The 26,055-nt window shown below is 64.1% G+C and carries 30 protein-coding genes; 12 read left to right on the top strand and 18 right to left on the bottom strand.

The annotated features are described in order from the left end of the window. Nucleotides 1-27 precede the first annotated feature (27 nt). From thiM to thiD, 3 genes are read left to right on the top strand one after another with little or no spacing between them, the layout of a single operon-like run. Nucleotides 28-855 carry a hydroxyethylthiazole kinase gene (gene thiM, locus B3H47_RS07640; RefSeq protein WP_286986629.1) on the top strand — a complete coding sequence of 276 codons (828 nt, stop codon included), beginning with the start codon at nt 28-30 and terminating at the stop codon, nt 853-855. Continuing rightward, nucleotides 848-1,510 (top strand): thiamine phosphate synthase, encoded by a 663-nt coding sequence (thiE, locus tag B3H47_RS07635; RefSeq protein ID WP_286986628.1) that lies wholly within the window; start codon nt 848-850, stop codon nt 1,508-1,510. Before thiM ends, thiE begins: the two co-directional genes overlap by 8 nt. After that, on the top strand, nt 1,507-2,367 hold the full coding sequence (gene thiD / locus B3H47_RS07630; RefSeq protein ID WP_286986627.1) for a bifunctional hydroxymethylpyrimidine kinase/phosphomethylpyrimidine kinase: 861 nt from the start codon (nt 1,507-1,509) through the stop codon (nt 2,365-2,367). The genes thiE and thiD overlap by 4 nt, the downstream gene beginning before the upstream one ends. On the opposite strand, the gene B3H47_RS07625 is transcribed toward thiD, so the two are convergent. Together B3H47_RS07625 and B3H47_RS15375 are read right to left on the bottom strand one after the other, a co-directional pair. Further along, nucleotides 2,364-3,650, bottom strand: coding sequence for a purine-cytosine permease family protein (locus tag B3H47_RS07625; protein ID WP_286986626.1), 1,287 nt, complete (start codon nt 3,648-3,650; stop codon nt 2,364-2,366). The two genes, thiD and B3H47_RS07625, sit on opposite strands and share 4 nt — an antisense overlap. Next, nucleotides 3,625-3,756, bottom strand: coding sequence for a hypothetical protein (locus B3H47_RS15375; protein ID WP_422664345.1), 132 nt, complete (start codon nt 3,754-3,756; stop codon nt 3,625-3,627). Before B3H47_RS15375 ends, B3H47_RS07625 begins: the two co-directional genes overlap by 26 nt. A gap of 165 nt (nt 3,757-3,921) precedes the next feature. Between B3H47_RS15375 and B3H47_RS07620 the strand changes: the two genes are divergently transcribed. Next, nucleotides 3,922-4,365 carry a signal peptide prediction gene (locus B3H47_RS07620; protein WP_286986625.1) on the top strand — a complete coding sequence of 148 codons (444 nt, stop codon included), beginning with the start codon at nt 3,922-3,924 and terminating at the stop codon, nt 4,363-4,365. Between the two features lie 179 nt (nt 4,366-4,544). Then, nucleotides 4,545-4,925 (top strand): hypothetical protein, encoded by a 381-nt coding sequence (locus B3H47_RS07615; protein WP_276726884.1) that lies wholly within the window; start codon nt 4,545-4,547, stop codon nt 4,923-4,925. 98 nt (nt 4,926-5,023) lie between these two features. Here B3H47_RS07615 and B3H47_RS07610 read toward each other — a convergent pair whose 3' ends face one another. Together B3H47_RS07610 and B3H47_RS07605 are read right to left on the bottom strand one after the other, a co-directional pair. After that, nucleotides 5,024-5,482: a PGDYG domain-containing protein gene (locus tag B3H47_RS07610; protein ID WP_286986624.1), complete on the bottom strand. Its 459-nt coding sequence runs from the start codon at nt 5,480-5,482 to the stop codon at nt 5,024-5,026. 21 nt (nt 5,483-5,503) lie between these two features. Further along, nucleotides 5,504-7,348: an ATP-binding cassette domain-containing protein gene (locus tag B3H47_RS07605; RefSeq protein ID WP_414718232.1), complete on the bottom strand. Its 1,845-nt coding sequence runs from the start codon at nt 7,346-7,348 to the stop codon at nt 5,504-5,506. Between the two features lie 130 nt (nt 7,349-7,478). Between B3H47_RS07605 and B3H47_RS07600 the strand changes: the two genes are divergently transcribed. From B3H47_RS07600 to B3H47_RS07570, 7 genes are all read left to right on the top strand, one after another. Beyond that, complete coding sequence (locus B3H47_RS07600; protein ID WP_013123900.1) at nt 7,479-8,099, top strand: hypothetical protein; 621 nt, start codon at nt 7,479-7,481, stop codon at nt 8,097-8,099. Between the two features lie 55 nt (nt 8,100-8,154). After that, nucleotides 8,155-8,688 (top strand): TlpA disulfide reductase family protein, encoded by a 534-nt coding sequence (locus B3H47_RS07595; RefSeq protein ID WP_013123901.1) that lies wholly within the window; start codon nt 8,155-8,157, stop codon nt 8,686-8,688. Between the two features lie 60 nt (nt 8,689-8,748). Further along, complete coding sequence (aroQ, locus tag B3H47_RS07590; RefSeq protein WP_013123902.1) at nt 8,749-9,198, top strand: type II 3-dehydroquinate dehydratase; 450 nt, start codon at nt 8,749-8,751, stop codon at nt 9,196-9,198. 40 nt (nt 9,199-9,238) lie between these two features. Continuing rightward, complete coding sequence (gene accB / locus B3H47_RS07585) at nt 9,239-9,730, top strand: acetyl-CoA carboxylase biotin carboxyl carrier protein (RefSeq protein ID WP_013123903.1); 492 nt, start codon at nt 9,239-9,241, stop codon at nt 9,728-9,730. Nucleotides 9,731-9,891: 161 nt separating this feature from the next. Then, nucleotides 9,892-11,244, top strand: a complete 1,353-nt coding sequence (gene accC, locus B3H47_RS07580) for an acetyl-CoA carboxylase biotin carboxylase subunit (RefSeq protein ID WP_013106657.1) — start codon at nt 9,892-9,894, stop codon at nt 11,242-11,244. Nucleotides 11,245-11,265: 21 nt separating this feature from the next. Further along, nucleotides 11,266-12,162, top strand: coding sequence for a 50S ribosomal protein L11 methyltransferase (gene prmA / locus B3H47_RS07575; protein WP_286986622.1), 897 nt, complete (start codon nt 11,266-11,268; stop codon nt 12,160-12,162). A gap of 7 nt (nt 12,163-12,169) precedes the next feature. Continuing rightward, the gene (locus B3H47_RS07570; protein ID WP_286986621.1) at nt 12,170-13,291 is read left to right on the top strand and encodes a zinc-ribbon and DUF3426 domain-containing protein; all 1,122 of its coding nucleotides are present in this window, start codon (nt 12,170-12,172) and stop codon (nt 13,289-13,291) included. Nucleotides 13,292-13,294: 3 nt separating this feature from the next. Here the strand turns inward: B3H47_RS07570 and nagZ are convergent, their stop codons facing one another. The 14 genes from nagZ to B3H47_RS07500 all read right to left on the bottom strand — a co-directional run bounded on the left by nagZ (nt 13,295) and on the right by B3H47_RS07500 (nt 26,003). After that, complete coding sequence (nagZ, locus tag B3H47_RS07565; protein ID WP_286986620.1) at nt 13,295-14,380, bottom strand: beta-N-acetylhexosaminidase; 1,086 nt, start codon at nt 14,378-14,380, stop codon at nt 13,295-13,297. Nucleotides 14,381-14,390: 10 nt separating this feature from the next. Next, nucleotides 14,391-14,792 (bottom strand): holo-ACP synthase, encoded by a 402-nt coding sequence (acpS, locus tag B3H47_RS07560; RefSeq protein ID WP_286986619.1) that lies wholly within the window; start codon nt 14,790-14,792, stop codon nt 14,391-14,393. Further along, on the bottom strand, nt 14,789-15,553 hold the full coding sequence (locus B3H47_RS07555) for a pyridoxine 5'-phosphate synthase (protein WP_286986618.1): 765 nt from the start codon (nt 15,551-15,553) through the stop codon (nt 14,789-14,791). The genes acpS and B3H47_RS07555 overlap by 4 nt, the downstream gene beginning before the upstream one ends. A 5-nt stretch (nt 15,554-15,558) precedes the next feature. Continuing rightward, nucleotides 15,559-16,317 carry a DNA repair protein RecO gene (gene recO / locus B3H47_RS07550; RefSeq protein WP_276707215.1) on the bottom strand — a complete coding sequence of 253 codons (759 nt, stop codon included), beginning with the start codon at nt 16,315-16,317 and terminating at the stop codon, nt 15,559-15,561. A 31-nt stretch (nt 16,318-16,348) separates the two neighbouring features. Then, complete coding sequence (gene era, locus B3H47_RS07545; protein WP_013123909.1) at nt 16,349-17,254, bottom strand: GTPase Era; 906 nt, start codon at nt 17,252-17,254, stop codon at nt 16,349-16,351. Then, a complete protein-coding gene (gene rnc / locus B3H47_RS07540; RefSeq protein ID WP_286728965.1) occupies nt 17,251-18,081 on the bottom strand; it encodes a ribonuclease III in 831 nt (276 codons plus the stop codon). The genes era and rnc overlap by 4 nt, the downstream gene beginning before the upstream one ends. 7 nt (nt 18,082-18,088) lie before the next feature. Beyond that, the gene (locus B3H47_RS07535) at nt 18,089-18,439 is read right to left on the bottom strand and encodes a DUF4845 domain-containing protein (RefSeq protein ID WP_013106666.1); all 351 of its coding nucleotides are present in this window, start codon (nt 18,437-18,439) and stop codon (nt 18,089-18,091) included. Nucleotides 18,440-18,472: 33 nt separating this feature from the next. Continuing rightward, entirely contained in the window at nt 18,473-19,399 is a 927-nt protein-coding gene (lepB, locus tag B3H47_RS07530; RefSeq protein ID WP_013106667.1) for a signal peptidase I, read from the bottom strand. A gap of 23 nt (nt 19,400-19,422) precedes the next feature. Continuing rightward, on the bottom strand, nt 19,423-21,231 hold the full coding sequence (gene lepA / locus B3H47_RS07525; RefSeq protein WP_286986617.1) for a translation elongation factor 4: 1,809 nt from the start codon (nt 21,229-21,231) through the stop codon (nt 19,423-19,425). Nucleotides 21,232-21,426: 195 nt separating this feature from the next. After that, a complete protein-coding gene (locus tag B3H47_RS07520) occupies nt 21,427-22,893 on the bottom strand; it encodes a DegQ family serine endoprotease (protein WP_286986616.1) in 1,467 nt (488 codons plus the stop codon). A 134-nt stretch (nt 22,894-23,027) separates the two neighbouring features. Beyond that, entirely contained in the window at nt 23,028-24,128 is a 1,101-nt protein-coding gene (locus B3H47_RS07515) for a MucB/RseB C-terminal domain-containing protein (protein ID WP_286986615.1), read from the bottom strand. Continuing rightward, a complete protein-coding gene (locus tag B3H47_RS07510) occupies nt 24,128-24,937 on the bottom strand; it encodes a sigma-E factor negative regulatory protein (RefSeq protein ID WP_286986614.1) in 810 nt (269 codons plus the stop codon). Before B3H47_RS07510 ends, B3H47_RS07515 begins: the two co-directional genes overlap by 1 nt. 31 nt (nt 24,938-24,968) lie before the next feature. Further along, nucleotides 24,969-25,574, bottom strand: coding sequence for an RNA polymerase sigma factor RpoE (gene rpoE, locus B3H47_RS07505; RefSeq protein WP_013106672.1), 606 nt, complete (start codon nt 25,572-25,574; stop codon nt 24,969-24,971). A gap of 6 nt (nt 25,575-25,580) precedes the next feature. Further along, complete coding sequence (locus B3H47_RS07500) at nt 25,581-26,003, bottom strand: hypothetical protein (RefSeq protein WP_013106673.1); 423 nt, start codon at nt 26,001-26,003, stop codon at nt 25,581-25,583. Nucleotides 26,004-26,055 lie beyond the last annotated feature (52 nt).

The raw sequence follows: 26,055 nt of genomic DNA, 5'->3' as shown, positions 1-26,055 counted from the left end.
CGGGGCTCGACTTCGCTGCTCAAAATCATGCCATCCCCTAATGCCGACTCTCTCTGGGCCGATGTGCTCGCCGTGCGCCAGCAACAACCGCTGGTGCACAACATCACCAATTTCGTGGTGATGAATTACAACGCCAATGCCCTGCTGGCGCTGGGCGCCGCGCCGGTGATGGCGCACGCCCGCGAAGAGGTTCGCGACATGGCCGGCATCGCTCAGGCGCTGGTGCTCAATATCGGCACTTTGTCGCCGGAGTGGATCGAGGCCATGGTCATGGCGTTGCAGACGGCGCGCGGGCGCGGCATTCCGGTCGTGCTCGACCCGGTGGGTGCCGGAGCTACGCCCTACCGCAACCGCGCCGTTGCCGAGTTGCTCGCCGCAGGCAGCCCCACGGTGCTGCGCGGCAACGCCTCGGAGATTCTCAGTGTCGCCGGGGTGGAGGCGGCCACCCGCGGCGTGGACAGCGCCGCCGCGTCGGACGACGCGGTGCAGACCGCCCGCACGCTCGCCGCCCGCCTGGGCGCTGTGGTCTGCGTGAGCGGCGCGACCGACCATATCCTCGCGCCCGATGGCCGTCATGTGCGCCTGTCCAACGGGCATGTGTGGATGACCCGAGTCACGGGCGTGGGCTGCTCAGCCACGGCGCTGATCGGTGCTTTCTGCGCCGTGCAGCCCGACGCGTTTCACGCCACCGTCGCCGCGATGGCCTATCTCGGCGTGGTCGGCGAAGTCGCCGCCGCGCAAGTGCAAGCGCAGGGCCGTGGCGTCGGCCAGCTGCAGATCGCCCTGCTCGACGGCCTGCAACTTCTGGACGCCGAAACCTTCCACGCCCGGCTGCGCCTGCAAGCCGATGACTGAAGCTTCCCGTCGCTGGCCCCTGGCCGCGCTGCGGCTGCACCTGGTCACCGACGCCGCCCTGTGCGGCCCGCGTGGCGTTGAGGCCGTGGTCGCCGCAGCGGTGAGGGGCGGGGCCACCTGCGTGCAGTTGCGCGAAAAGCAGCTCGACACCCGGCCTTTCGTCGAACGTGCCCGCGCGCTCAAGGCCCTGCTCGCACCGCTGGGGGTGCCGCTGATCATCAACGACCGGCTCGATGTGGCGCTGGCCGTGGGCGCAGACGGCGTGCATGTCGGCCAGAGCGATCTGCCGCCCGAAGACGTGCGACGGTTGATGCCGCACGCCCTCATCGGCCTGTCGGTCGAAAACCCCGAGCAGGTGCGCGCGGCGGCCGACATGCCGGTGGATTACCTCGGCGTCAGCCCGGTGTTTTCCACCCCGAGCAAACAAGACACCGCCCCCGCACTCGGCCTCGAAGGGCTGCGGGCGATGCGTGCCCTCACCGATCTGCCTTTGATCGCCATAGGCGGCATTGATCTGAACAATGCGGCGCAAGTGCTGGTCGCAGGCGCCGATGGCTTGGCCGTGGTGCGGGCGCTGTGCGCCGCGCCCGACCCCGCTGCCGCCGCGCAAGCCTTGCGCCAGCTCACCGACTCGTCCACCTTCGTCCATTCATGAACGCGACCGAACCCCTGCAAGACACCCCTGCCGTCGCGCGTTACGCCCGCGTGCTGAGCATCGCTGGCTCCGACAGCGGCGGCGGCGCCGGCATCCAGGCCGACCTCAAAACCATAGCGGCGCTGGGTTGCTATGGCATGACGGCCATCACCGCCATCACGGCGCAGAACACGCAAGGCGTGCGCGCCATCCAGGCGCTGCCGCCCGAATTGCTCGCGCAGCAGATCGACGCGGTAGTCGAAGACATCGGCGTGGATACGGTGAAAATCGGCATGCTGCACGATGTGGGCGTGGTGCGGGTGGTGGCCGAGGCCATTCGCCGCCATCGTTTCGCCCATGTGGTGCTCGACCCGGTGATGGTCGCCACCAGCGGCGACAAGCTGATCACCGAATCCACCGTGGATCGGCTCGTTGATGAGCTCTTTCCCCTCGCCACGCTGATCACCCCCAACCTCGACGAAGCCGCCTGGCTACTGCGGCTGGACACCATCAACGCCGACGCGCTGGAAGACACGGCCAATCGGCTGCATGTGCTGGGCGCTCACGCGGTGCTGCTCAAGGGCGGCCACTTGCCCGGCCCGCAGCTCACCGACTTGCTGCGTCTGCCCGATGGAGAAGTGCGGCGCTGGGAAGCGCCGCGCATCCCCACGCGCAACACCCACGGCACGGGCTGCAGCCTGTCATCGGCCATCGCGTGCTATCTCGCCCTGGGCGAAACGCTGGCCGATGCCGTGGCGTACGGTCGGGACTATGTGCGACAAGCGCTGCTCGCCGGGGCCGACATGCAACTCGGCCACGGCCACGGCCCGCTCAACCACGGTCACGCACCTTTGGCGACGAAGCGCCTGCCGCTCTAAGCCGCCGCGGGCGCCCGCGCCTCGCGCCAGCGCAGCACCCCCGCCGCCAGCAGCGTGAAGGCCAGGCTCGGCAGGGCCGAGCCCCAATTCGGCCACCAGACCGTGCCCAACTGAAACACGCCGATGCCCAGTAACCACACGCTCATCGGCCCCCAGCGCCAGTTGCTCTGCGGCGGCAAACCCGGTGCCAGCTGCGCGATCACCACGCCGAACAGCGGCACGAAAATTGAACTCAGGGTGAGCAGAAAGGGCTCAAGTGCGTGCATCGGCAGCGCCAACGCCGCCGCGGTGGCCAGCAGCACCAAGGTCATGCCAATACGACGAATGCTCCAGCGGCCGTTGAGAAAGTTGGTCGATACCGCGCCCGAATGCACGTCGCCATAGGCGTTGTCCACCTCATCCACCAAAATGAAACCCAGCGCAATCAGCCCGCCCTGAGCCAGCAGCAGGGTGCTGAGCATGTCGATATTGGCAGGCGACACGCTGATGACCAGCACGCCCAGCGCGTAACACCAGATGTTCGCCGCGGCATAGCCGAGCCACGTGCCGCGCGCCGTGGCGCCGGCGTGGCGTCCGTAGCGGGCATAGTCGGCCACCAGCGGCAGCCACGACACTGGCATGGCGATCACCAGATCCACTGCCGCCAGCAAGCTCATCGAACCGTCGCCCGGCTGCGCCCACAGCGCGGCAAAGCCGTGCTGCCAGGCCTTGAGTCCGAACTGATAGCTCAGCCAGAGCAGCGAGGCGACGATCAGCGGCATTGCCGCGCGGCTGACGAAACGCCGCACCAGCCCGATCATCCGCCCGCTGGCCAGCACCAGCAGTAGCGAGCCCCAGGCCAGCGTCGCCACCACGGGCACCCAAGCCCCGCGTGCACCGAACACCTGCTCGACGATGGTGCGGGTGCCGTCGCGCATGATCACCAGCTCGAACGCCGTCCAGCCCAGCAGTTGCACCACATTGAGCGCCACCGGCAGCATGGCGAAGCGCTGCCCCAGCGTGCGCCCGATCAGCGCCGAACTCGACAGACCGTGTCGGCTGCCGATCCCCGCCACCCAGGCCAGCAAACCCGCGCCCAGAAAGGACCCCAGCGCAATCGCCCCGGCCGCCTGCGGCAGGCTCAAGCCCGGCCGCAGATACGCGCCCACCTGCATGACCAGCAGCCCCACCCCCAGACTGAACCACAGCGCGGCGGCATCGGTGAAGGTGAAAATGCGTTCCGCCACGGGAACCGAGGCATTGGACGCGTGCGCCGCGTCACTTGAGGTTGTGTGTGTTGCCATGACCCATTTCTGCGTGCTCGCGCAGAAACCCGGCCGGGCCATGCGCGCCATAGCGCGCGCTGCCCACCCTGCTTCCCTGCGCGAGGATGACCTCAATCAGGTTCAAAGGGACTCTCTCAGCGAAGCTGCCTGCTGCCGCAGCCCCGCACCCCCAGCGTTGCGCCGCAGGATTGCGACACGGCGTCGATTGTAGGCAGGATGACGCCTGCGAGCCGCACCGCGACAGCGCCGGAGCACGGCTAAGCTATGCCGCCTGACCTGTTGTCTACCCATGCGCCCGATCCGCTCTCGCCACCGCCTGACCTTGGCCGCACGCCTGCTCTGGGCCGCGCCCTATTCGGTGCTCGGCCTGCTCGCCGCCCTACCCGCCTGTGCGCTGGGCGCCCGGCTGCGCCGCAGCGGCCGCACCCTGGAATGCACGGGAGGGCAACTGGGCCGCTGGATGCAGCGCCTGCCCAACCGCCATCGCCTCGTCGCCCTCACTCTGGGGCATGTCATCCTCGCGGTCGACGCCCCGGCCATGCAGCGGCTGCGCGCTCACGAACGCGTGCATGTGCGGCAATACGAGCTTTGGGGCCCATTCTTCGGGCCCGCCTATTTGCTGGAGAGCCTGTGGCAAACCCTGCGCGGGCGCGATGCCTACCTCGCCAACCGATTCGAGTGGGAAGCCTATGCGAAGGGCGGACCATTTCTCACGAAACCTCATGATCAATAAGCCTGCCGCGCTGGGTGCCGAAAACGAACGCAGCGGCGGCGCTCCGTGCTCGTGCAATCGCTTGATCGGCCCTGAAGTTGCGCGCCCCAAATTATTGACACGCATCAATCCCCGTGTTCCGCAAACGCCTAGCCTGACTGCGGGTCAACCTTGACTCAAAACTTTTTCAGGAGAGTGCCATGATTGCCACCAAGCCATTTTTGACTGCCTTGTCTCTCAGCATCCTGCTCGCAGGTGGAGGGCTGACCGCAACTTCTGCCTACGCTCAAACCCAAAAGCAGGAAACCATTTACGGTAGCCAGTTGATGACGCAGAAGGAGCGTCGTGAATACCGACTCAAAATGCGCGAGGCGAAAACCACAGAGCAGCGGGAACAGATCCGGGCAGAACATCACAAGCTGATGCAGGAGCGTGCGAAGGAGCGCGGCGTCAAGCTGCCTGATGCGCCCCCGGCGCAAGGCATGCATCAAGGGATGGGCTCAGGTGGCGCCATGGGTCCCGGTGGCGGAGGCATGGGCCCTGGCGGCGGCATGGGGCCGGGCGGCGCAGCGAAACCCTGATTCAGCTCAGTCGGCCTTCTCAAGGAAACGCCGGGCCGCCCCAAGTTTCCTTGACCCCCACGGGGGGCGGGCTGGGCACAGCCCAGCCTTGGGGGCGCTCAAGGAGGCGCGACTTTCCGGTAAACCTGCGCAAACCGTCCCTGCTCCACCACGCCGTAATCGCCCGGCGCGTATTGCAGCAGCCAGTCGCCGGGGTTGCCGCGCAGCAGATCGCCGCCAGCGCTGCGGGCCATGCGAAACGGTGCGGGCATCTGCCGCGCCAGAACGGGAATGTGCTGGTTGATGTAAGCGCCATTCTGTCCCATGGACGTCGGCGCGAGGGCTTGGTAGCGCGCCTCGAAACGGGCGCGCGACACGCTCCAGCGGTCGCCGGTGGCGCCGGTGATGATGGCATCGCCCGCTGCGTAACGATTGGGGCCTTCGCGGCTGGTCAATTCACCGGAATCGACGGCGAATTGCACCTGCACGATTTCTCGCTTGATGTAAGTGGCTGCCAGCGGGTCGGTGCGCAAATCGACGTTTTGCAACAGCGGCGCGCTGGGATCGTTTTCGGTCATGGCGGATTTGTTCACAATCTCTCACTTGCCATCGAGCACTTCCCAGCGTTCCAGGGCGTGGAGCAGTTCTTCGTCGATCTGCGCGTAACGTTCCTGCATCTCGCTGATCCGCGTCGTGGAAGAGGTATAACTCGCCGGATCGGCCAGTTGATCGGAAAGCGATTTCTGCTCCGCCTCCAGGGCGGCTATGCGGCCGGGCAGTTCCTGCAGCTCGCGCTGTTCCTTGTAGCTCAGCTTGCGCTTGGCCGGTACGGGGGGAATGGGCGGCTGTGCCTGAGCCGATTTGGTGGGCGCCGCGCCGCGCTTGTCCGCCCCGCCTGCGGCCGATTTATTCAGCTGCGCCTGCAAGGCGCGGGCACGCTGCGATTGGGTGAGCCAGTCGGAGACGCCGCCCTCGTATTCGCGCCAACGGCCAGGGTCTTCCGGCGTGGCCTCGCTCACTATCGTGCTGGTGACCACATTGTCGAGAAAGCGACGGTCGTGGCTGACCAGAAACACGGTACCGGGAAAGTCTTGCAGCAACTGCTCCAGCAGTTCGAGGGTGTCGATGTCGAGGTCGTTGGTCGGCTCGTCGAGCACCAGCACATTGGCCGGGCGGGCGAACAACCTAGCCAGCAGTAGGCGATTGCGTTCCCCTCCTGAAAGCGACTTGACCGGCGAGTTGGCCCGTGCGGGCGAGAACAGAAAATCGCCCAAATAGCTCATCACATGCTTGCGCTGCCCGGCCACCTCAACCCATTCGCTGCCGGGGCTGATGGTGTCGGCCAGGGTGGCGTCAAGGTTGAGCACGGCGCGCATCTGGTCGAAATAGGCGATCTGCAAGCGCGTTCCCTGCCGCACGGTGCCACTATCGGGTTCGATCTCGCCCAGAATGAGCTTGAGCAGCGTGGTTTTGCCCGCGCCGTTGGGCCCAATGAGGCCGACCTTGTCGCCACGCAGAATCGTGGCAGAAAACTCGCGCACCAGTACCCGGTCGCCATAGGCCTTGTTGACGCCTTGCAGCTCGGCCACGATCTTGCCGCTGGACTGACCGCCATCCACCTCAAGTTTGACGCGCCCGAGCGAATCGCGCCGCGCCGCGCGTTGGCTGCGCAGCGCCTCCAGGCGGTTGATGCGGCTCACGCTGCGGGTCCGTCGCGCTTCTACGCCCTTGCGTATCCACACCTCTTCCTGCGCCAGAAGCTTGTCGGCGCGGGCGTTCATCACCGACTCGTCGGCCAGTTCCTGCTCCTTACGCGCCTCATAAGCGGCGAAATTCCCGGGATAACTGCGCAACGTGCCGCGATCGAGTTCGACAATGCGGGTCGCCACATCGTCGAGAAACGCCCGGTCGTGGGTGATGAGAATCAGGCTGCCGCGAAAGCCGGTGAGCAGTTCTTCCAGCCAGGCGATGGCATCGAGATCGAGGTGATTGGTCGGCTCGTCGAGCAGCAGCACGTCGGGCGCCGCCACCAGCGCCTGCGCCAGCGCCACGCGCTTTTGCATCCCGCCGGACAGACTGCCCACGAGCGTCGTGCCGTCGAGTTGCAGACGCTGCAGGGTTTGGTCGACGCGCGTCTCCCAGTTCCAGCCGTCGAGCAGTTCAATGCGGGTCTGCAGGGCGTCGAGGTCGTCTTCGGGCGCGTGCCGCTCGAAACGGTCGCGCAGGGCGCGGGCTTCGGCCACGCCTTCGCTCACCACATCGAACACGCTGGCCTGGGCAGAAAAATCCGCTTCCTGCGGCACATACACCCGGCGCAGACCCTGCTGCACCTGCACCAGGCCATCGTCGGGCGGCTCCAGCCCGGCCAGAATGCGCAGCAGAGATGACTTTCCGGTGCCATTGCGACCGATCAGGCCCACCCGCTCGCCCACCTCCAGCGACATGGCGGCATGATCGAGCAAGGCCACATGGCCGAAAGCGAGCGACAAATCTGAAACGGAGAGGACGGCCATGCGTAGCGTTTGTTGAGGAAAGACGCTCATTGTGCCAGTCGGTCGCCGCTACCATACTTCGATGGACTCCCTGCGCGCTGAACTCGCCGTGCTGGCCGCGCGGCTGATCGTCGAAGACGGTCTGGACTACGGCACGGCCAAGCGCAAGGCCGCCAAGCGCCTGCTGGGCGAACGCGTGGCGCACGATTTGCTGCCCAGCAACGATGAAATCGAGCAGCAGGTACGCGAAGAACTCGCCCTGTTTCATGCTGACACCCAACCCGCGCAATTGCTGCAGTTGCGCCGCGCCGCGCTGACGCTGATGGAAGCGTTTGCGGCGTTCAATCCGCATCTGGCCGGGGCTGTCTGGCACGGCACCGCCAACGAACACACCGATCTGCATGTGCTGCTGTTCACCGACGACAGCAAGGGCGTGGAAATTCACTGCATCGACCACGGCATCGCTTTTCAGGTCGGCGAAGCCCCGCACTACGCCGGGCGCGGCCGTGTCGAACAACTCACCCTGCACTGGCCCCCGCATGACCGTCAAGCCGTGCTCGCCCATCTGAGCCTGTACCCGGAAAAAGACGTGCGCGGCGCCCTGCTGCCTGATGCGCAAGGGCGCACGCCCAGAGGCACGCTGCGTGCGCTCAGGCAACTCCTGAGCGCCCCCGCCAGCGATGGGGAAAACCCGAGACTCTGAAGCTTTTCCCCGGCCATGCACAATGCGAGCAGTCTGATTGCTACACCACAACCCCATGAACAAAGTCAATATCTGGATTTCTGCCGCCATCATCCTTCTCATCGCCGCAGTGCTCGGCAATGCCTGGTTTCAGCGTGAACGCAGCGTACCCATTGCGGTTGAAAACAATGCGGTCAAGTCTTTTTTCGCTGACAAACTCGACGATCTGCAGGGAAAATCCATCGATCTGTCGCAATACCGCGGAAAACCACTGGTGATCAATTTCTGGGCGAGCTGGTGCCCGCCTTGCATCGCTGAAATGCCAGATTTTTCGAAGTTTTATCAGCAGAACAAAGACAAAGGCATCGAGATGGTGGGCATTGCGCTCGACAACCCCACTGCGGTACGCAATTTCCTGAAAGAGCATCCGGTGAGCTATCCCATTCTGCTGGGCGGCATGAATGGCATCGCCCTGAGCACCAGCCTGGGCAATAAGCAGGGGGGCCTGCCATTCACCGTGGTGCTCGATGGCAAGGGCGACGTGGTGTTTCAAAAGCTGGGGAAAACCTCTCTCGACGAACTGAAAGAAGCGGTACCCTCCGGTCATTGAGCCCGCGCATCAGAGTTGCGTTCAACCATCGTTCATCCCACCCTGTTCAATCGCCCTTCCATGACCCGCATCCTTGTTCTCCACGGCCCCAATCTCAACCTGCTGGGGCAGCGTGAGCCACATATCTATGGCGCGACCACGCTGGACGATATCAACCAGTCGCTGCAAACCCTTGCTGCCGAACTGGGGGTGGAGGTGCAGACTTTCCAGAGCAATCACGAAGGCGACCTGATTGATCGGTTACATGCAGCGCGCCTGGACGGCACGCGCTACATCATCATCAACCCTGCGGCCTACACCCACACCAGCGTTGCCCTGCGTGACGCCATCGCGGCAACCGACCTGCCCTTCATCGAAGTGCATCTGAGCAATGTGTACCGCCGCGAACCGTTCCGCCATCACTCCTACTTTTCCGATCTGGCCACCGCCGTCATCAGCGGTTGTGGCGCTCACGGCTACTCCCTGGCCTTGCGCCATGCTGTAGTCGATCTTGGGAATCGTAAAAATTGATGGTCTAATGCGACACTTATCAGCGACTTAACGACAGATCATGGATTTACGCAAACTCAAGACTTTGATCGACCTGGTCTCCGATTCCAACGTCTCCGAGCTGGAGATCACGGAAGCCGAAGGCACGGTCAGAATCGTCAAGGCGCAGCCGCAGCCCATCATTCAATACGCGCAGATGCCCGCTCCGTTGGGATCGCAGTTTGCGTCTCAGGCCCCGATGCAATACGCCGCGCCCCAGGCCATGCCCGCTCAAGCTCAGGCACCCGCCGCTGAAGCAGCTCCCGCCCCGGAGGCGCAAGGGCATGTGCTGAAGTCGCCGATGGTCGGCACGTTCTACCGCTCTTCTTCTCCGGGGGCGGCGCCGTTCGTTGAGGTGGGCGACACGGTCAAGGTCGGCCAGACGCTGTGCATCATCGAGGCGATGAAAATTCTCAACGAAATCGAATGCGACAAAGACGGCGTGATCAAGGCCGTGCTGGGCGAAAACGGTCAGGCCGTCGAATTCGGCCAGCCGTTGTTCGTGATCGAGTAATGGCTTTTTCAGGAGAGCGCAGGGCCGCTTCCGGTTTCTTGACTCCCCCAGGGGAGCAAACCCAGGCAGTACCGAGGCACACATGAGCGCCCGCTCCTGACCACGGCTCCTGCGCTCAACGGGCGCTTCCGCCCTTCCCTGTCATTGAACGGACAACGCGCATGTTCAAAAAAATCCTTATCGCCAACCGTGGCGAAATCGCCCTCCGGGTGCAGCGTGCCTGCCGCGAACTCGGCATCCAGACCGTGGTGGTCTATTCAGAAGCGGATCGTGAAGCGAAGTATGTACGGCTGGCCGACGAGGCCGTGTGCATCGGCCCGGCGCCCTCGGCGCAGAGCTATCTGCACATGCCGGCCATTATTTCTGCTGCCGAAGTGACCGATGCCGAGGCGATTCACCCCGGTTACGGCTTTCTGTCGGAAAACGCGGATTTCGCCGAGCGGGTGGAGAAATCCGGCTTCGCCTTCATCGGCCCGCGTCCCGATTCCATTCGTTTGATGGGCGACAAGGTCAGCGCCAAGCAGGCCATGATCCGCTCGGGCGTGCCCTGCGTGCCAGGCTCGGAGGGGGCGCTGCCTGACGATCCGCGCGAAATCACCCGCATCGCCCGCTCGATCGGCTATCCCGTCATCATCAAGGCCGCAGGCGGCGGCGGCGGCCGCGGCATGCGCGTGGTGCACACCGAAGCCGCGCTGCTCAACGCCGTGACCATGACCCGCAGCGAAGCAGGCGCGGCTTTCGGCAACCCGGCGGTCTATATGGAGAAGTTTCTGCTCCAGCCGCGGCATATTGAAATTCAAGTGCTGGCCGACACCCACGGCAACGCGCTGTGGCTAGGCGAGCGCGATTGTTCGATGCAGCGGCGCCACCAGAAGATTCTCGAAGAAGCCCCCGCGCCCGGCATTCCACGGCGGCTGATCGAGCGTATCGGCGCCCGCTGCGCGGATGCCTGCAAAAAAATCGGCTATCGCGGTGCGGGCACCTTCGAGTTCCTGTATGAAAACGGCGAGTTCTACTTCATCGAGATGAATACCCGCGTGCAGGTCGAGCACCCTGTTACCGAACTCATCACCGGCATCGACATCGTGGTCGAGCAGATCCGCATTGCCGCGGGCGAGAAGCTGACCGTGCGCCAGCGCGGCGTGCACCTCAACGGCCATGCCATCGAGTGCCGCATCAACGCCGAAGACCCCTACAAGTTCACCCCATCGCCCGGCCGAATCACCATGTGGCACACCCCAGGCGGCCCGGGTGTGCGGGTCGATTCTCACGCCTACGCCAACTACTTCGTGCCGCCCAACTATGACTCGATGATCGGCAAAATCATCGTGCATGGCGCCACGCGCGAGCAGGCGATCGCGCGCATGCGCATTGCCCTTTCGGAAATGGTGGTGGACGGCATCCAGACCAATATCCCGCTGCACCGCGAACTCATGGTGGATGCGCGCTTCATCGAAGGCGGCACCAGCATTCACTACCTCGAGGAATACCTCGCCGCGCGGCATACCGCCTGATAGGGTTTGAACAAATCCGCCATGACCTACCGTGAAGTCACCCTCCCTGTCAGCGAAGAGCAGGCCGACCTCCTCTCCGATGCGCTGATGGAGCTCGGCGCTTTGAGCGTGAGCGTCGAAGACCGTTTCGGTGACACGGCGCAGGAGCAAGCCTTGTACGGCGAGCCAGGCATGCCGCCGCCCAAGGGCGCCTGGGCGCAATCGCTGCTTCGCGTGCTGTTCGCCGACGAGGCCCAGGCCGACGCTGCGCTGGCCGCCCTGCTGGCCGAAGACATCCTGCCCGACCTGCAAGAGGTGCAACAGTCCACGGTGGAAGAACAGGACTGGGTGCGGCTGACGCAGTCTCAGTTCCAGCCGGTATCGATTGCCGACGCGCTGTGGATCGTGCCGAGCTGGCATGAGCCGCCCGAGGTTGCGGCGCCCATCATCCGCCTCGACCCCGGGCTGGCCTTCGGCACCGGCACCCACCCCACCACGCGGCTTTGTCTGGAGTGGCTGGCGCGCCAAACGCCAAGCCAACTCAGCGTGCTCGATTACGGTTGTGGTTCAGGCATTCTGGCCATCGCCGCGGCCAAGTTCGGCGCCGGCCCCGTGGTCGGTGTGGACATCGATCCCGACGCGGTGCTGGCCACCGAAGCCAACGCCGCGGCCAACGACGTCACCGTGCAGGCCGGCCTGCCCGACAAGGTGGCTGATGCGCAATTCGACATCGTCGTCGCCAACATTCTGTCTGCGCCGCTCAAACTGCTGGCGCCCGCGATTGCCGCACATGTAAAACCCGGTGGCTGGCTCGTGCTCAGCGGCATACTCGACCGGCAGGCCGAAGAACTCATCGACACCTACGCGCCCTATTGCGCGCTGCAGATCGACAAGACGCTCGATGGCTGGGTCTGCCTCGCGGGCCGCGCCCACCCCTGAACAGCGCATGGCACAGGCCACCCGCTGCCCCCACTGCCAGACCGCCTTCAAGGTGGTGCGCGACCAGCTCTTGCTGCGCGAAGGCTGGGTGCGCTGCGGTCATTGCGGCGAACCGTTCAACGCCCTCGATCACCTGATCGATCTCACCCCGGCGCCGCCCGCCGCCGCCGAGCCCCAGGCCCCAGCAGAACCGACCCCGCTGCCCGAAGCGCCGCCCGAACCGCGGGCAAGCACCGTGCCCGTGACGGCGGGCCTGCGCTGGAACAACATTCCACTCGATCAGCCGACCTATCAAGGTTTTCTGCCGCTGACGGTTCAGGCCTACAGCCAGGCGCCCCGGGCTCCCGCGAAACAAGCGCCTGGGCGCGGTGAAGAGGCCGAGACTGACCAGGCGTTGGCACCCGCTGAATCGCCCGCCGACCTGTTACCCGAAGGCGATCTTGCGGCGAACGAGATATCGGCCTCCCAAGCCGGTCTCGATCCCGACGCCGCACCGCTGTCCGAGTTCAACCTGAACGACGCGCTCAACTATCAATTCGAGAGCGAAGACCGCCCGCAAAACCCGCCCGCGCTCGCCGCAAAACCGGAGGAAGCAGAGCCCGAATTTATCCGCAAAGCTCGTCGCCAGGCCCTTTGGAGCAGCACGCCTGCCCGCGCGGCGCTGGCCGTCATCAGCCTGCTGTTGCTTCTGGTGCTCGCCGCTCAGGCCGCGCTGACTTGGCGCGACACCCTGGCGCAGCAATACCCGATCAGCCGCCCTTGGCTGCAACAGCTCTGCCAGATGACCAGCGGCTGCGAATTGGCCGCTCCGCGCAACCTCGATGCCTTGGTCATCGACTCCTCCACACTCAGCCCGGCCGACAGCGGCTTGCAACTCAGCGTGTTGCTGCGTAACCGATCCGACCGCGCCGTGGCCTGGCCTGCGCTGGAGCTGACCCTGACCAATGCGCAGGACATGACTCTGCAACGCAAAGTGGTGCAAGCCGCGCAATACCTCCCCGAAGCGCAGGCCACCCATCGCACCCTGACAGAGGGCCTGGCAGCCGGCCAGCAGGTGCAATTGCTGCTGCACCTCGAGGTCAACGGTGCCGCCCCGGCCGGTTACAAGCTGGTGTTGTTCTACCCCTGACGGTTATTTCCGGCCCGCCGGGCTTGGCAGGTTGAAAACGTCGTCGAGCGCGGCCCGGTAGCTGTCGCTCACCATGAGCTCGTCCCATTCCAAAGGCGGCTGGGTGGGCAGCAGATCGAGGCGGCGCTGGGCGCTGCGGGCATCGGGCGTCCACTGCCCGCGCTCCAGCGCCTGATCAAGCTCGCGCAGCAGCACGTCGAGCGGTCGCCCGTTATCGACCACGCTCTGGTTGCACACCAGCATGGCGTCGCATCCGGCCTGCAAACCCTGCAGCGCAGCCTGGCTGAGACTTTGGCCCCCGGCCCGCGCCGCGGCCATGCCGAGGTCGTCGCTGAGTATCGCGCCGGTAAAACCGATGCGCTCGCGCAGCACGTCCCGCAGCCAGACGGGGCTGAAACCTGCGGGCAGCGCATCCACCTCGGGATAGATCACATGCGCCGGCATGACCGCGCGCAGCCCGGGCGCCAGCCATTGATAAGGCGCGGCATCGGCGCTCAGAATGGCGTCGAGGGTGCGCGCGTCGTGCGCCACGGCCAGATGCGTGTCGGCACGCACATAGCCGTGGCCGGGGAAGTGCTTGGCGCAATGCGCCATCCCAGCACGCGCCAAACCCAGCATCAGGCTTTGCGCCAGCACCGTCACCACCCGCGCATCGGCGTGAAACGCGCGATCACCGATCACGCTGGAGCCGCCCCAATCGAGATCGAGCACGGGCGTGAAGCTGAAATCCACCCCGCAAGCCCGCAGCTCCGAAGCCAGCACGAAACCGCACGCCGCCGCGCGCCGCATGGCGCCTGGGGCATCAGCCATCCAATGCGCCCCAAGCTCGCGCATGGCCGGAAGTGCCGTGAAGCCATCGGTGCGAAAGCGTTGTACCCGCCCGCCCTCGTGATCGACCGCGATCAGCAGATCAGGGCGTACCGCCTTGATCTGCGCGCACAGCGACGAGAGCTGCCTGCGACTCTCCCAGTTGCGCGCAAACAGCACCACCCCGCCCACCAGCGGATTGCGCAGGCGCTTGCGATCGGCGGCGCCGAGTTGCAGCCCGGCCACATCGAGGATCAACGGGGAGTGCATCAGCAGTTGCATGCCTTTCGCCTCAGTCAGGACGAGTCACTTCGGCTACAACCATGGCCAGCGCGGTATCGGCCTCATCGGACACCGAGACCAGAAACCGCAGCGAACGGACCTCGCACCAATCTTTGAGTGCGTCATGCAGCACGATGACCGGCTGTCCGCTGGGGAGTTTGAGAACCTCGCAATCGCGCCAGCGCATGGGGCTATGAATGCCCAGGCCGATGGATTTGGAGAACGCTTCCTTGGCGGCAAACCGCGTGGCCAGGTAGTTGATGCCGCGCTGGCGCACCTTGGCCATGCGGCGCTCATACTCGGCCAGCTCGCCGTCGCCGAGCACCCGTTGCGCGAAACGGTCGCCGTTGCGCTGCACCGCGGCGTCCATGCGCGCAATGGAGCAGACATCGGTGCCGATGCCGTAGATCATGAATGCGTTGCCACCGCGCGCGCGATCACCGCCTGAAAGTCACGCACCGATTGCTTCAGCCCGACGAACACCGCATGACCGATGAGCGCATGGCCGATGTGCAGCTCGCTCACTTCAGGCAGTGCGGCAATGGCCGGCGTGCTCTGCAGACTCAGGCCGTGGCCCGCGTTGGTCTGCAGGCCCAGGCTGCGCCCCAGCTTCAGGCCCGCGACGATGCGATCGAATTCGCGTTGCCGCGTGGCTTCGTCTGCGGCATCGAAAGCGTTGGCGTAAGCGCCGGTGTGCAGCTCGATGCAGGGCGCACCAGCCTGGGCGCTGGCCTCGATTTGCCGGATGCTGGGCTCGATGAACAGGGAAACGCGGCAGCCGAAATCGGCCAGACGGGCGCAGGCCTCGCGCACGCGGTCGAACTGCCCCGCTACATCCAGCCCGCCCTCGGTAGTCACTTCCTGCCGACGCTCGGGCACCAGGCAGACCATCTGCGGGCGTACTCGGCAGATGATGTCGAGCATCTCCGGGGCGAGGGCAGACTCGAAATTCAGCGGCGCCGAAAGGGTGGTCTTGAGCCGCTCAACATCGGCATCGCGGATGTGGCGACGGTCTTCGCGCAGGTGGAAGGTGATGATGTCCGCCCCGGCTTCGACCGCCTGCTGCGCCGCCAGCACGGGATCGGGAAAACTGCCTCCGCGCGCGTTGCGCAGCGTGGCGACATGGTCGATATTCACCCCGAGCAGCGGCGCAGCATCGGAGGGGCAAGCCATTGGGTTCATAACTTGTGGAGATCAATAAGCAGCTGGCGGGTGCGCAGCATCTGTCCTGAAAGATGATAGTGAAGCAGGCTGCGCATCAGCGTCTTCGCGGCCCGCGCCAGTGCAACATCGCCTTCTGCCGGCGGGCCTTCGCGCAGCGCCAGCAACACCTCGCCGCGCACCGCCAGGGCATCGGAAGCGGAGCAGGCCGACACGCCATGATCCGGGTCGACCCGGTAAAACGCATCGGGCAGCACGGGCTCGGAGGTCGCCCCTTCGAGGTGCAGGTCGGGCAAAAAACCCAGCTCGCGCAACAGCGAAAACTCAAAGCTGCGCAGCACCGGCTCCAGCTCGCCCGCCGTCGCATGGGGGCGTTGCGCCAGCGCGGCAATGCCGGCGTGATAGGCGTCGAACAGACCTTCGTGAGCGTCTTCGCGAGCCAGCAGACGCACGAGCAGTTCGTTGAAATAAAAACCGCAAAGCAGGGGCAGTCCCGACAGCGGCGCCAGCCCGCCCGCCCACTCGGCCCGGGTCAGGGTGCGCACCTCGCCGCGGCCGCTCCAACTGGCGTGGCAGGGCTGAAAACCCAGCAGCACGGCACGCAGCGCGGAAGTCGGCCGCTTGGCGCCCTTGGCCACCAGCGCCAAGCGGCCATGGCGTCGGCTGAACACGTCGAGCAGCAGGCTGGTTTCCTTCCACGGGTAACTGTGCAGGACGTAGATGGGCTCTTCCTGCACACGCTCCACCGAGACGCCGCGCCTGGGAGCGCGCGGCACGGGGCGCACGGTAACCGGTTCGACGCTCAGCTCAGTCCTCATAGCCGAAGGCCCGCACGGCGGCCTGGTCGTCGGCCCAGCCCGAACGGGTCTTGACCCAGACCTCCAGAAAAACCGGTCCGTCGAACAAGACCTGCATGTCCTGCCGCGCTTCGGTGGAGATGCGCTTGAGGCGCTCGCCGCCCGCGCCGATCACCATGGCCTTGTGTCCGTCCCGATCGACGATGATGGCCGCGGAAATGCGGCGCAGATCGCCTTCCTGAGCGAACTGCTCGATGACCACGGTGCTGGTGTAGGGCAATTCGTCGCCGGTCAGGCGGAACAACTTCTCCCGCAGAATCTCCGCTGCCAGGAAGCGCTCGCTGCGGTCGGTGAGGGCGTCTTCTTCATAGCCCCACTCACCTTCATGCAGGTAGGGCTCCATGATGGACAGCAGCCGGGGCGCATCGGCTTTTTTTTGCGCCGACATCGGCACGATCTCGGCAAACTTGCGCAGCTGCCCCAGTTCAGCCAGCCAGGGCAGCAGCTTTTCGCGCGGAGTGATGCGGTCAAGTTTGTTGACCACGGCGATCACCGGCCGGTCATCGGGCAAGACCTCAAGAACGGTGCGATCTTGCGGCAGAATCTTGCCCGCCTCAAGTACCCAGAGCACCAGATCGACCTCGCTCAAAGCGCCGGTGACAGTGCGGTTCATCGCCCGGTTGAGGGCGTGCATGTGCTGAGTCTGGAAGCCCGGCGTATCGACAAACGCGAATTGCGAAGCTCCGTGCGTGGTCACCCCGAGGATGCGGTGCCGCGTGGTCTGCGCCTTGTGCGAGGTGATGCTCACCTTGGCGCCCACCAGCGCATTGAGCAGGGTGGATTTGCCCACATTGGGACGGCCGACAATGGCCACAGTGCCGAAGCGACGCGGCGAATCCGGGGGCGATGAGGTCATGGCGATTTGAGAGTTTTAGGCGGTCGTCGCACCGGCGAGCGACGCTGCTGATTGTGCGCCAGCGCAGGCTGCGCCGCATCGGGCGCGTGGCTTGGCTGAACGACTTGCCCGCGCTCATCCACCAACACAGGCCGGTTGCCACGGCGCACGGGTTTTGTGCCGCCTCGGCCAATGCGCTCGATCATGCGCGTGGCGGCGTCTTGTTCGGCGCGGCGGCGGCTGTCGCCCTCGCCCTCCACTTTCAGTCCGAGTGCCTCGACGGCGCACTCCACCTTGAATTGCTGCTGGTGCGCGGCGCCACGCACGTCGAGCACGGCATAGCTGGGTAAAGGCAGACGCTGGCCTTGCAGAAACTCCTGCAATTGCGTTTTCGCATCCTTGCGGACGACGTCGGCGTCCAGCGTATCCATGAGCGGGGCAAACAAGCGGCGCATCACCTCTTGCGCCGTGTCGAAACCGGCTTCGAGGTAGATCGCGCCAAGAAGCGCCTCTACCGTATCCGCCAAAATAGATTCACGCTGGGCGCCCCCGCTCTGCAGTTCGCCTTCACCCAGCCTGAGAAACCGCCCTAGGTCGATCGCGCGGGCCACTTCCGCCAGCGCTTCGGCCCGCACCAGCGCCGCGCGCAGACGGGAGAGTTGCCCCTCGTCTTGCCGCGCTGCCTGGTGGTACAGCCAGGCGGCGGCCGAGAGGTTGAGCACCGAATCACCCAGGAATTCCAGGCGCTCGTTGTGATCCGCACCAAAGCTGCGATGCGTGAGCGCCCGCTCGAACAGTTTGCGATCGCGGAAGACGTAGCCCAGCCGCGTTTCTAGTGCCGTGCTCACCCGGGAATCAGTGGGAATGGCCGGCGTACTTGATCAGCAAGTACACCGGCCCGGCAATGTGAATTTCCTTGTTGTAGGCAAAGGAGATCACCACTTTGTCATTCACCTTGGTGATGTCGAGATCCTGCGCTGTGACGGAGGAGATGTAATCGACATCGGCCATTTTGGAATAGGCCGAACGAATATCGGCCACGGTCGGGCCGGCCTTGGCCGCCTGATCGACCGCCTTCTGAATGGCGAAATATTCCGTGGCGGTGGGTACCGCCTGCGCGCCAATGACCACGATGAACGCGAGGATGGCGCCCCAGAAAATCAACCCGATCAGGGTGATGCCACGCTGCTTGTCATGCTGCTTCATATTGGCCCCGATTTCTCCATCCGGCAATGACGATCAATGAATCAGCCCAATGTTTTTCGGTGCGCTGAAATTCATCCACACCACAAAGGCTTTGCCGATGATATTGCGCTCGGGCACAAAACCCCAATAACGTGAATCCAGCGAGTTGTCGCGGTTGTCGCCCATGACGAAATAGTTGCCGGCCGGCACCTTGCAGACAAAACCTTCGGCGTTGTAGTGACACATATCGCGGTGCGGAAAACTTTCAGGCCCGCCGATGACATAGGGCGGCGCCATCGGATTGATCATGATGCGGTGCTCGTGCGTGCCCAGCTTTTCCATGTACTGCTTGTAGTACGTCATGGTGTTGGGATCGAAATAATCGGGCAAGGGCGTTTCCTGTACCGGCTTACCGTTGATCACCAAGTGCTTGTTTTCGTACGACACCGTATCGCCCGGCAGCCCGACGATGCGCTTGATGTAATCGATTTTCGGATCTTTGGGCAAACGGAACACGATCACATCGCCGCGCTGGGGCAGCGCGCCCGGAGTGAGGCGGGTATCGAGCAGCGGCAGGCGCAGACCGTACTCGAATTTGTTCACCAGAATCAGGTCGCCTGGCACCAGCGTCGGCTCCATAGAGCCCGAAGGAATCTTGAAGGGTTCGGCCACAAAGGAGCGCAGCAAAAACACCACCAGAATGACCGGGAACAGCCCGGCGGTCCACTCCAGCCACCAGGGCTGACGCTGCACCCGTTCGCGCGCCGCTTCGATGTCGGCATCGCTGGCCACGGCGCCGTCTGCGGCCAGACCCTGTTTTTGCAGAGCACTGCGACGCTCTTCCAACTGCGCCACGGCCGACTTCGCCGCGCGCCTGCGTTGCGGCGCGAAATACCAGCGCTCGGCAAACCAGAACACGCCGGTGATGACCAGAAGGATGAAAAGCAATAGGGTGAAGTTAACGCTGGGCGCAGTTTCCATACGGGATATTCTTGGGGAGTGGATCAGTCTTCGACTTGCAGAATCGCGAGAAAGGCTTCTTGTGGCACTTCGACCGAGCCGATCTGCTTCATGCGTTTTTTACCCGCCTTCTGCTTTTCCAGCAGTTTGCGTTTGCGGGAAATGTCCCCCCCGTAGCACTTGGCCAGCACGTTCTTGCGCAGGGCCTTGATTGTCTCACGCGCGATGATGTTGGCCCCGATGGCCGCCTGGATGGCGACGTCGTACATCTGGCGCGGAATGATCTCGCGCATCTTGGCCGCCACCTGACGGCCGCGGTACTGGCTCTGAGCGCGGTGCACGATGATGGACAGCGCGTCCACCCGGTCGCCGTTGATCAGCATATCGACCTTCACCACATCGGCGGCGCGGTACTCCTTGAACTCATAGTCCATCGAGGCATAGCCCCGCGACACGCTTTTGAGCTTGTCGAAAAAGTCGAGCACGATCTCGGCCAGTGGCATGTCGTAGGTCAGCATCACCTGGCGACCGTGATAGGCCATATTGAGCTGCATGCCCCGCTTCTGGTTGGCCAGGGTCATCACCGGGCCCACATAATCTTGCGGCATGTAGAGATGCACCGTGACGATGGGCTCGCGGATTTCGGCAATTCGCCCCTGATCAGGCATTTTCGACGGATTTTCGACCTCGATCACCTCGCCATTGGCCAGCATGACCTGATAGACCACTGAGGGTGCGGTGGTGATGAGGTCTTGGTCGAACTCGCGCTCCAGTCGCTCCTGCACGATCTCCATGTGCAGCAGACCCAGAAAGCCACAGCGAAAGCCGAAACCCAGCGCCTGGCTCACTTCGGGCTCGTAACGCAGGGCGGCATCGTTGAGCTTGAGCTTTTCCAGCGCGTCGCGCAACTGGTCGTACTCGCTCGCTTCGGTGGGGTAGAGACCGGCGAACACCTGCGGCTGGATTTCCTTGAAGCCGGGCAGCGCCGCGGCTGCCGGACCGAGATTGTTGGGCAGCTTTTTTTCGAGGGTGATGGTGTCACCGACCTTGGCGGCCTGCAACTCCTTGATGCCCGCGATGATGAAGCCCACCTCGCCCGTGTTCAAGGCCTCGCGCGACACCGATTTCGGCGTGAACACCCCGAGTTGTTCGGCGTTGTAGACCGCGTGCGTGGCCATCATCTTGAAACGCTCGCCCTTTTTCAGGCTGCCATCGACCACCCGCACCAGCATGACCACGCCTACGTAGGTATCGAACCACGAGTCGATGATCATGGCGCGCAGCGGCGCGTCCACCACACCCTTGGGCGGCGGCATGCGCGTAATCACGGCCTCGAGAACGTCGTCGATGCCCATGCCGGTCTTGGCGCTGCAGGCAATGGCATCGGCCGCATCGATGCCGATGACTTCCTCGATTTCTGCCTTGGCCTGCTCGGGGTCGGCCTGCGGCAGATCCATTTTGTTGAGCACCGGCACCACTTCCACACCCAGGTCGAGCGCGGTATAGCAATTCGCCACGGTCTGCGCTTCGACCCCCTGACTGGCATCGACCACCAAGAGCGCGCCTTCGCAGGCCGAGAGCGAACGGCTGACTTCATAACTGAAGTCGACATGCCCCGGCGTATCGATCAAATTGAGGTTGTAGGTTTTCCCGTCCCGCGCGACGTATTGCAGCGCCGCGGTCTGCGCCTTGATGGTGATGCCGCGCTCGCGCTCGATGTCCATCGAATCGAGCACCTGCGCTTCCATTTCCCGGTCGGACAAGCCCCCACACCGCTGAATAATGCGATCAGCAAGCGTAGATTTGCCGTGATCAATATGGGCAATAATTGAAAAATTACGAATATGATTCATGCAATAGTCCACTGGGGCGACCGCTTCGCGCCCTGCGGATCAGACGGAAACACGGGGATGAACAAGAAAAAAGGCGCGACAAGCGTGACGCGCCTTCCAACAAATCGATTTGGCAACTGCTGATGCTTGTTGGGCGGTCATTCTAACCCGGGGGCGAAACCCGGCCTGATGCCGCGTTCCGCCCTGTTGATCGCCTCAGTTCTGCGGCCTGATCAGGACATAAAGACCCGATTCGCCGCGCCGCACCAGCACCGCCACCTGCTTGCCAACGGGCAGTTGCGCGCTGATGGCATTGAACTGGGCGGCACTGCTGACTGCGGTGTTGCCCACCGCCAGCACCACATCCCCCACACGCAGACCGTCGCGTGCCGCGCCCTCACGCACAGCCTCGACCAGCACGCCGCTGCTCACGCCGAGCTGACGTTTTTGGGCATCATTGAGGTCGATGACTTTCACCCCCAACGCATTGGCCTTGCTCACGGCTTCGGGCTTTTGCTCTTCCGCAGGCTTGGCGCCGGGCTTCTTGTCCATCACCCATTCGCCCACCTTGACGTTGAGCGTCAGGGTCTTGCCCATACGCAGCACCTGCATGGGCACGGTGGCGTCAGGCTTGGTTTCGCCCACCAGACGCGGCAGATCGTTGGCCCGCTCCACCGGTTTGCCGTTGAAGCTGGTGACAATGTCGCCCACCTGCACACCAGCCTTGTCCGCCGCGCCGTCCTTCTCGACCACGCGCACCAAAGCACCCCGCGCCTGCCCGAGTCCGAGCGACTCGGCCAGATCGCGGCTCACGCTGTCGATCTGCACCCCGATCTTGCCGCGCACCACATAGCCCTGCTTCTTGAGCTGCTCGACCACGCGCATGGCTTCATCGATGGGGATGGCAAAGGAGATGCCCATGAAGCCGCCGGTGCGGCTGTAGATCTGCGAATTGATGCCGATGACGTTGCCGCGCATATCGATCAGCGGGCCGCCGGAGTTGCCCGGATTGACCGCTACGTCAGTCTGAATGAACGGGGTGTAGTCGCCGGTATCGCGCCCCTTGGCGCTGACGATGCCTGCCGTCACCGTGTTTTCGAGCCCGAACGGCGAGCCGATGGCCACCACCCACTCGCCCACCTTGACTTTGGAGGAATCGCCGATGTGCACGGCGGGCAGCGCTTGCTTGGCATCGATCTTCACCAGCGCCACGTCGGTGCGTTTGTCGGCGCCGATGAGCTTGGCCTTGAACTCGCGTTTGTCGGTCAGCGTGACCATGATCTCGTCCGCCCCGTCCACGACATGGGCATTGGTCATGATGTAGCCGTCCGGGCTGACGATGAAGCCCGAGCCCACACCCGTGGGACGCTCTTCCTCTTCATTCTGCGGGCCGTTCTTGCCCCCCTTCGGACTATCGGGCGCGGGAATGGGCACCCCAAAAAACCGCCGAAGCAGCTCGCGGGTCTGTTCGTCCATCTGATCGCCGCTGCCCACGGGCACCTTTTTGTAGGTGCGGATATTCACCACGGACGGACCGGCCTTCTCCACCAGCCCGGTGAAATCCGGCAGGCCGCAGGCCACGCAAGACTGCTGCGGCGCCGAACCGGCCGCCTGCGCAGGAACCGCGATACCCGACAAGGCCAGCAGGCCCGCACTCAAACAGCTCAACAAAACTTTTTTCACCGATTTCTCCCTGATACATTGCGCCTGAGATCAGGCATGGCACTGCAATTGATTCCATCATTTCACCCGCTCGCGGGCAGCATACGGAAAACGTCGCAACCGCGCTGCGGCCAGGCGCAGAACCCTCAAGCCGCTTATTGCACGCGAACGATGGCGTCGCTGATGCGACGCAGTGTGCGCTCGGGCACGGCGCCCATCACCGTCAGCCAAGAGTCGCCGATGCGCCGAGACAGCGCCAGCGTGCCGCCGACGCGCTGTTCAGGCGCGACCGGCTCGCTCAGATCGGCAGCGGACTGCACAAAAATGGATACCGAAGCCAGGCCATCACTGAGCAGCCACTGCAATACCTCAGAGGGTTTGCTGCCCACCGACATACTGCGGCGAAATACCCCGACCGTCTTGAAGCCCGGCACCTGGGAAGACAGCGCCCATCCCTGCGACTGCAGACTCACCGGCACGACCTTCATCTGCTCCACCGCATACCCTGGGGGTTGATGCAGACTGTCGCGCACCAAAGACTGGCGCGGCGCCACATTGATCTTGAGTTCGGTAAACGCCACCTGATTGATCACATGGCCCGCCGCGTCCAGCGTTTGCGCCTTGACCAACAGCTGCGAATCGCGCAGCGACCACAGGCGGTATCCCCAGCGCAAATCGTCGCGCGGCAACAAGGTGGAGACGCGGCATTCGAAACCCGCGCAACGCTGCAGCCCGCCCCGCTCCAGGCGGTAATTGCGGTCGACCTCGCCATCGGTGGTTTTGAGCAAACGGGGAAAGCTGGCCTGCCCGGCCTGATTGTCGATCAGCGTGAGGCGGTAGTCGGGCCAACTCGTGCGAACCTCATCATTGAGCGAAACCATGATGCGGCGCTGCCCATCGAGCGTCTCGATGCGCTCGAAATGCCCCTGCGGCAAAACATAGTGCACGAGGCTGGAGGTGCTGATCTCATCGCCACGCTGGGTGATGAACACGCCGCTGTAATTCAGCGACCGGGCGGCCGCGCTGACGGTCTGCAACCATTGCTCCAGACCCTTGCGCTGCGCAGGCGCATCCGCTGATTGCGCCGCGGCCGAGGGGCCCGCCGCGGCTGGCGCTTGGCCCTCCTGCGCGGCGAGGGCGGTCGCGGCCCAGGCGAGGGCGGGCGCGGCCCAAAGTGCACCCGACAGTCCGACAAGGCTCCCCAGCCAGATTGCCCGACGCCAGCGACGCGCGCTGAATACCTGCAAGCCCGCCATCAGTGCGATTGCGCTGCAGGCGCGGCCTGATGAAGACCCCGCTCAGGAAGACCGGGCTCAGGGACGCTGGGCTCGACAGGCCGATTTCGAACCCATTGCAGCGTGGCTGGCACAGCAGGCATCATGCCCCCAGCCATCTGCTGATGCGCCAGGAGGTATTCGACCATGGGCATTTGCTCCGACACGGGAACGAGCTGGGTTGCCCCTTGACCGCCCTCGCCCCGCTGTGGACTCTGCGCCGACAGATCGGCCTGGATCAAACCCGCCCGGGCCACTGGGTTGAGAGGCGCAGCAATCTGGGTATCGGCTACAGGTATCTGCCCCTTCGAACCCAGAACTCCGACTGACGCCACCGTCGGCGCCGCACCTGACGAATCGGCGTTCTGCAATCCTGGCAGCGCCACCCAGGCCATCACCGCCACCCCGGCCACAGCCGCCATGCCAGCGGCCATGCGCGTGCTCCAGTGCGGGCGGCGATGCGCGGCAGAGCGATGTGCCGATGCCGAAGATCGATCAACCGCCGCAGCCGTTTGCGCCACGGCCTGCGGTAGCAGCACAATGGGTTCGCGCGCAATGGCCGCGCTGACGCGCTGCAAAAAGTCAGCCTCGCCGGGCATGGGCGTGAGATCGGCAGAACGCAGCACATCGCCGATCTGCGCGTAAATCAGCCAGTCTCGTCGCGCGGCTTCGTCCGAAGCCACATGGCGGATAAAAGCTGCCGTAGCCTCCGTCCGCGCGGATTGCCCACGGTACTCCCCTTCCGCATCCATCAGGGCGGAGAGTTGCTCGCGCGACATGTCTTGACTCATTTCCTGTCTCCAACAAAGCTCAACCGTAGGCTCACCAACGCTTGCCACCCTTGTGCTCGATCACCGGCCGCAGACGCTCTGCGATCGCCTCGCGGGCACGAAAAATTCGCGAACGCACCGTGCCGATCGGGCATTGCATGGCTTCGGCAATATCTTCGTAACTCAAACCTTCAATCTCACGCAGAGTGATCGCCATGCGCAAATCTTCTGGCAAAGACTCCATCGCGGCATTCACCGTTTGCACGATTTCTTTCGAAACCAGAATGGACTCTGGCGTTTCGTGGTTGGTTAGTAGCTCGGTCGGGCTAAAAGTTTCTTCATCATGGCCCAACGCATCACCTTCGGACACCGTCGGATCGCGAATATCGTCAGAAATGGCTTTTTTGGCCGTATTGACCGCGATGCGATAGAGCCAGGTATAGAACTGACTTTCGCCGCGAAACTGCCCGATGGCCCGGTAAGCGCGCAAAAAAGTCTCTTGCGCCACGTCTTCCGCCAGGGCCGGATCGCGAATGAAGCGCAGCACCAAGCGATAAATGCGGCGCTGGTATTTGGCCACGAGCAGATCGAAGGCCTTCTGCTGCCCCGCCTGGACCTGCTGGACCAGCACGGCATCACTCTGGGTGTCTTGCTCCACCAGAACTCAGTGCGGCAGTGCACCCAAGCGCAGTCGCAGTTCGCGAAAAATGCCGGGTTGGATATCGCTGGGCACGGGCAGAACCACGCGCCCTTTAGCCGTCAGGCCCAGTACCAGCAGCAGCCCCGGCAGCACCATGCCTCGCACCTGAAGCACATCTTCCAGACCGTCGCCGCGCTGCAGCTTCCACCCGCGCTCGCCGTGAAACAGCGTGAACGGGCGGATGGTCCAGTACGGGTACTGCGCCGACAGAATGGCCAGGAATATGGCGGCCGCAAAAGCCGCCATCAGGCTGAGCGAATCAGTATCGCGCCAGACCCAGACCGTCCACCCGGCGGCGAGCAGGGAGGCCGCACTGAACAGCCCGAGCAGCAGATGCCAGCGGCCGAAATGTTCGACCCGGATCTGCAGGGGTGCAAGGGTCTTCATGCTGCTCTATTGAGGATGGGGAATGCAAAGGGGGAATGCAAAGGGAGGATGC

This window comes from Thiomonas sp. UBA7699, assembly GCF_002482605.1.
Lineage (GTDB): Bacteria > Pseudomonadota > Gammaproteobacteria > Burkholderiales > Burkholderiaceae_C > Thiomonas > Thiomonas arsenitoxydans.
This window is presented reverse-complemented; position numbering and strand designations above follow the sequence as displayed.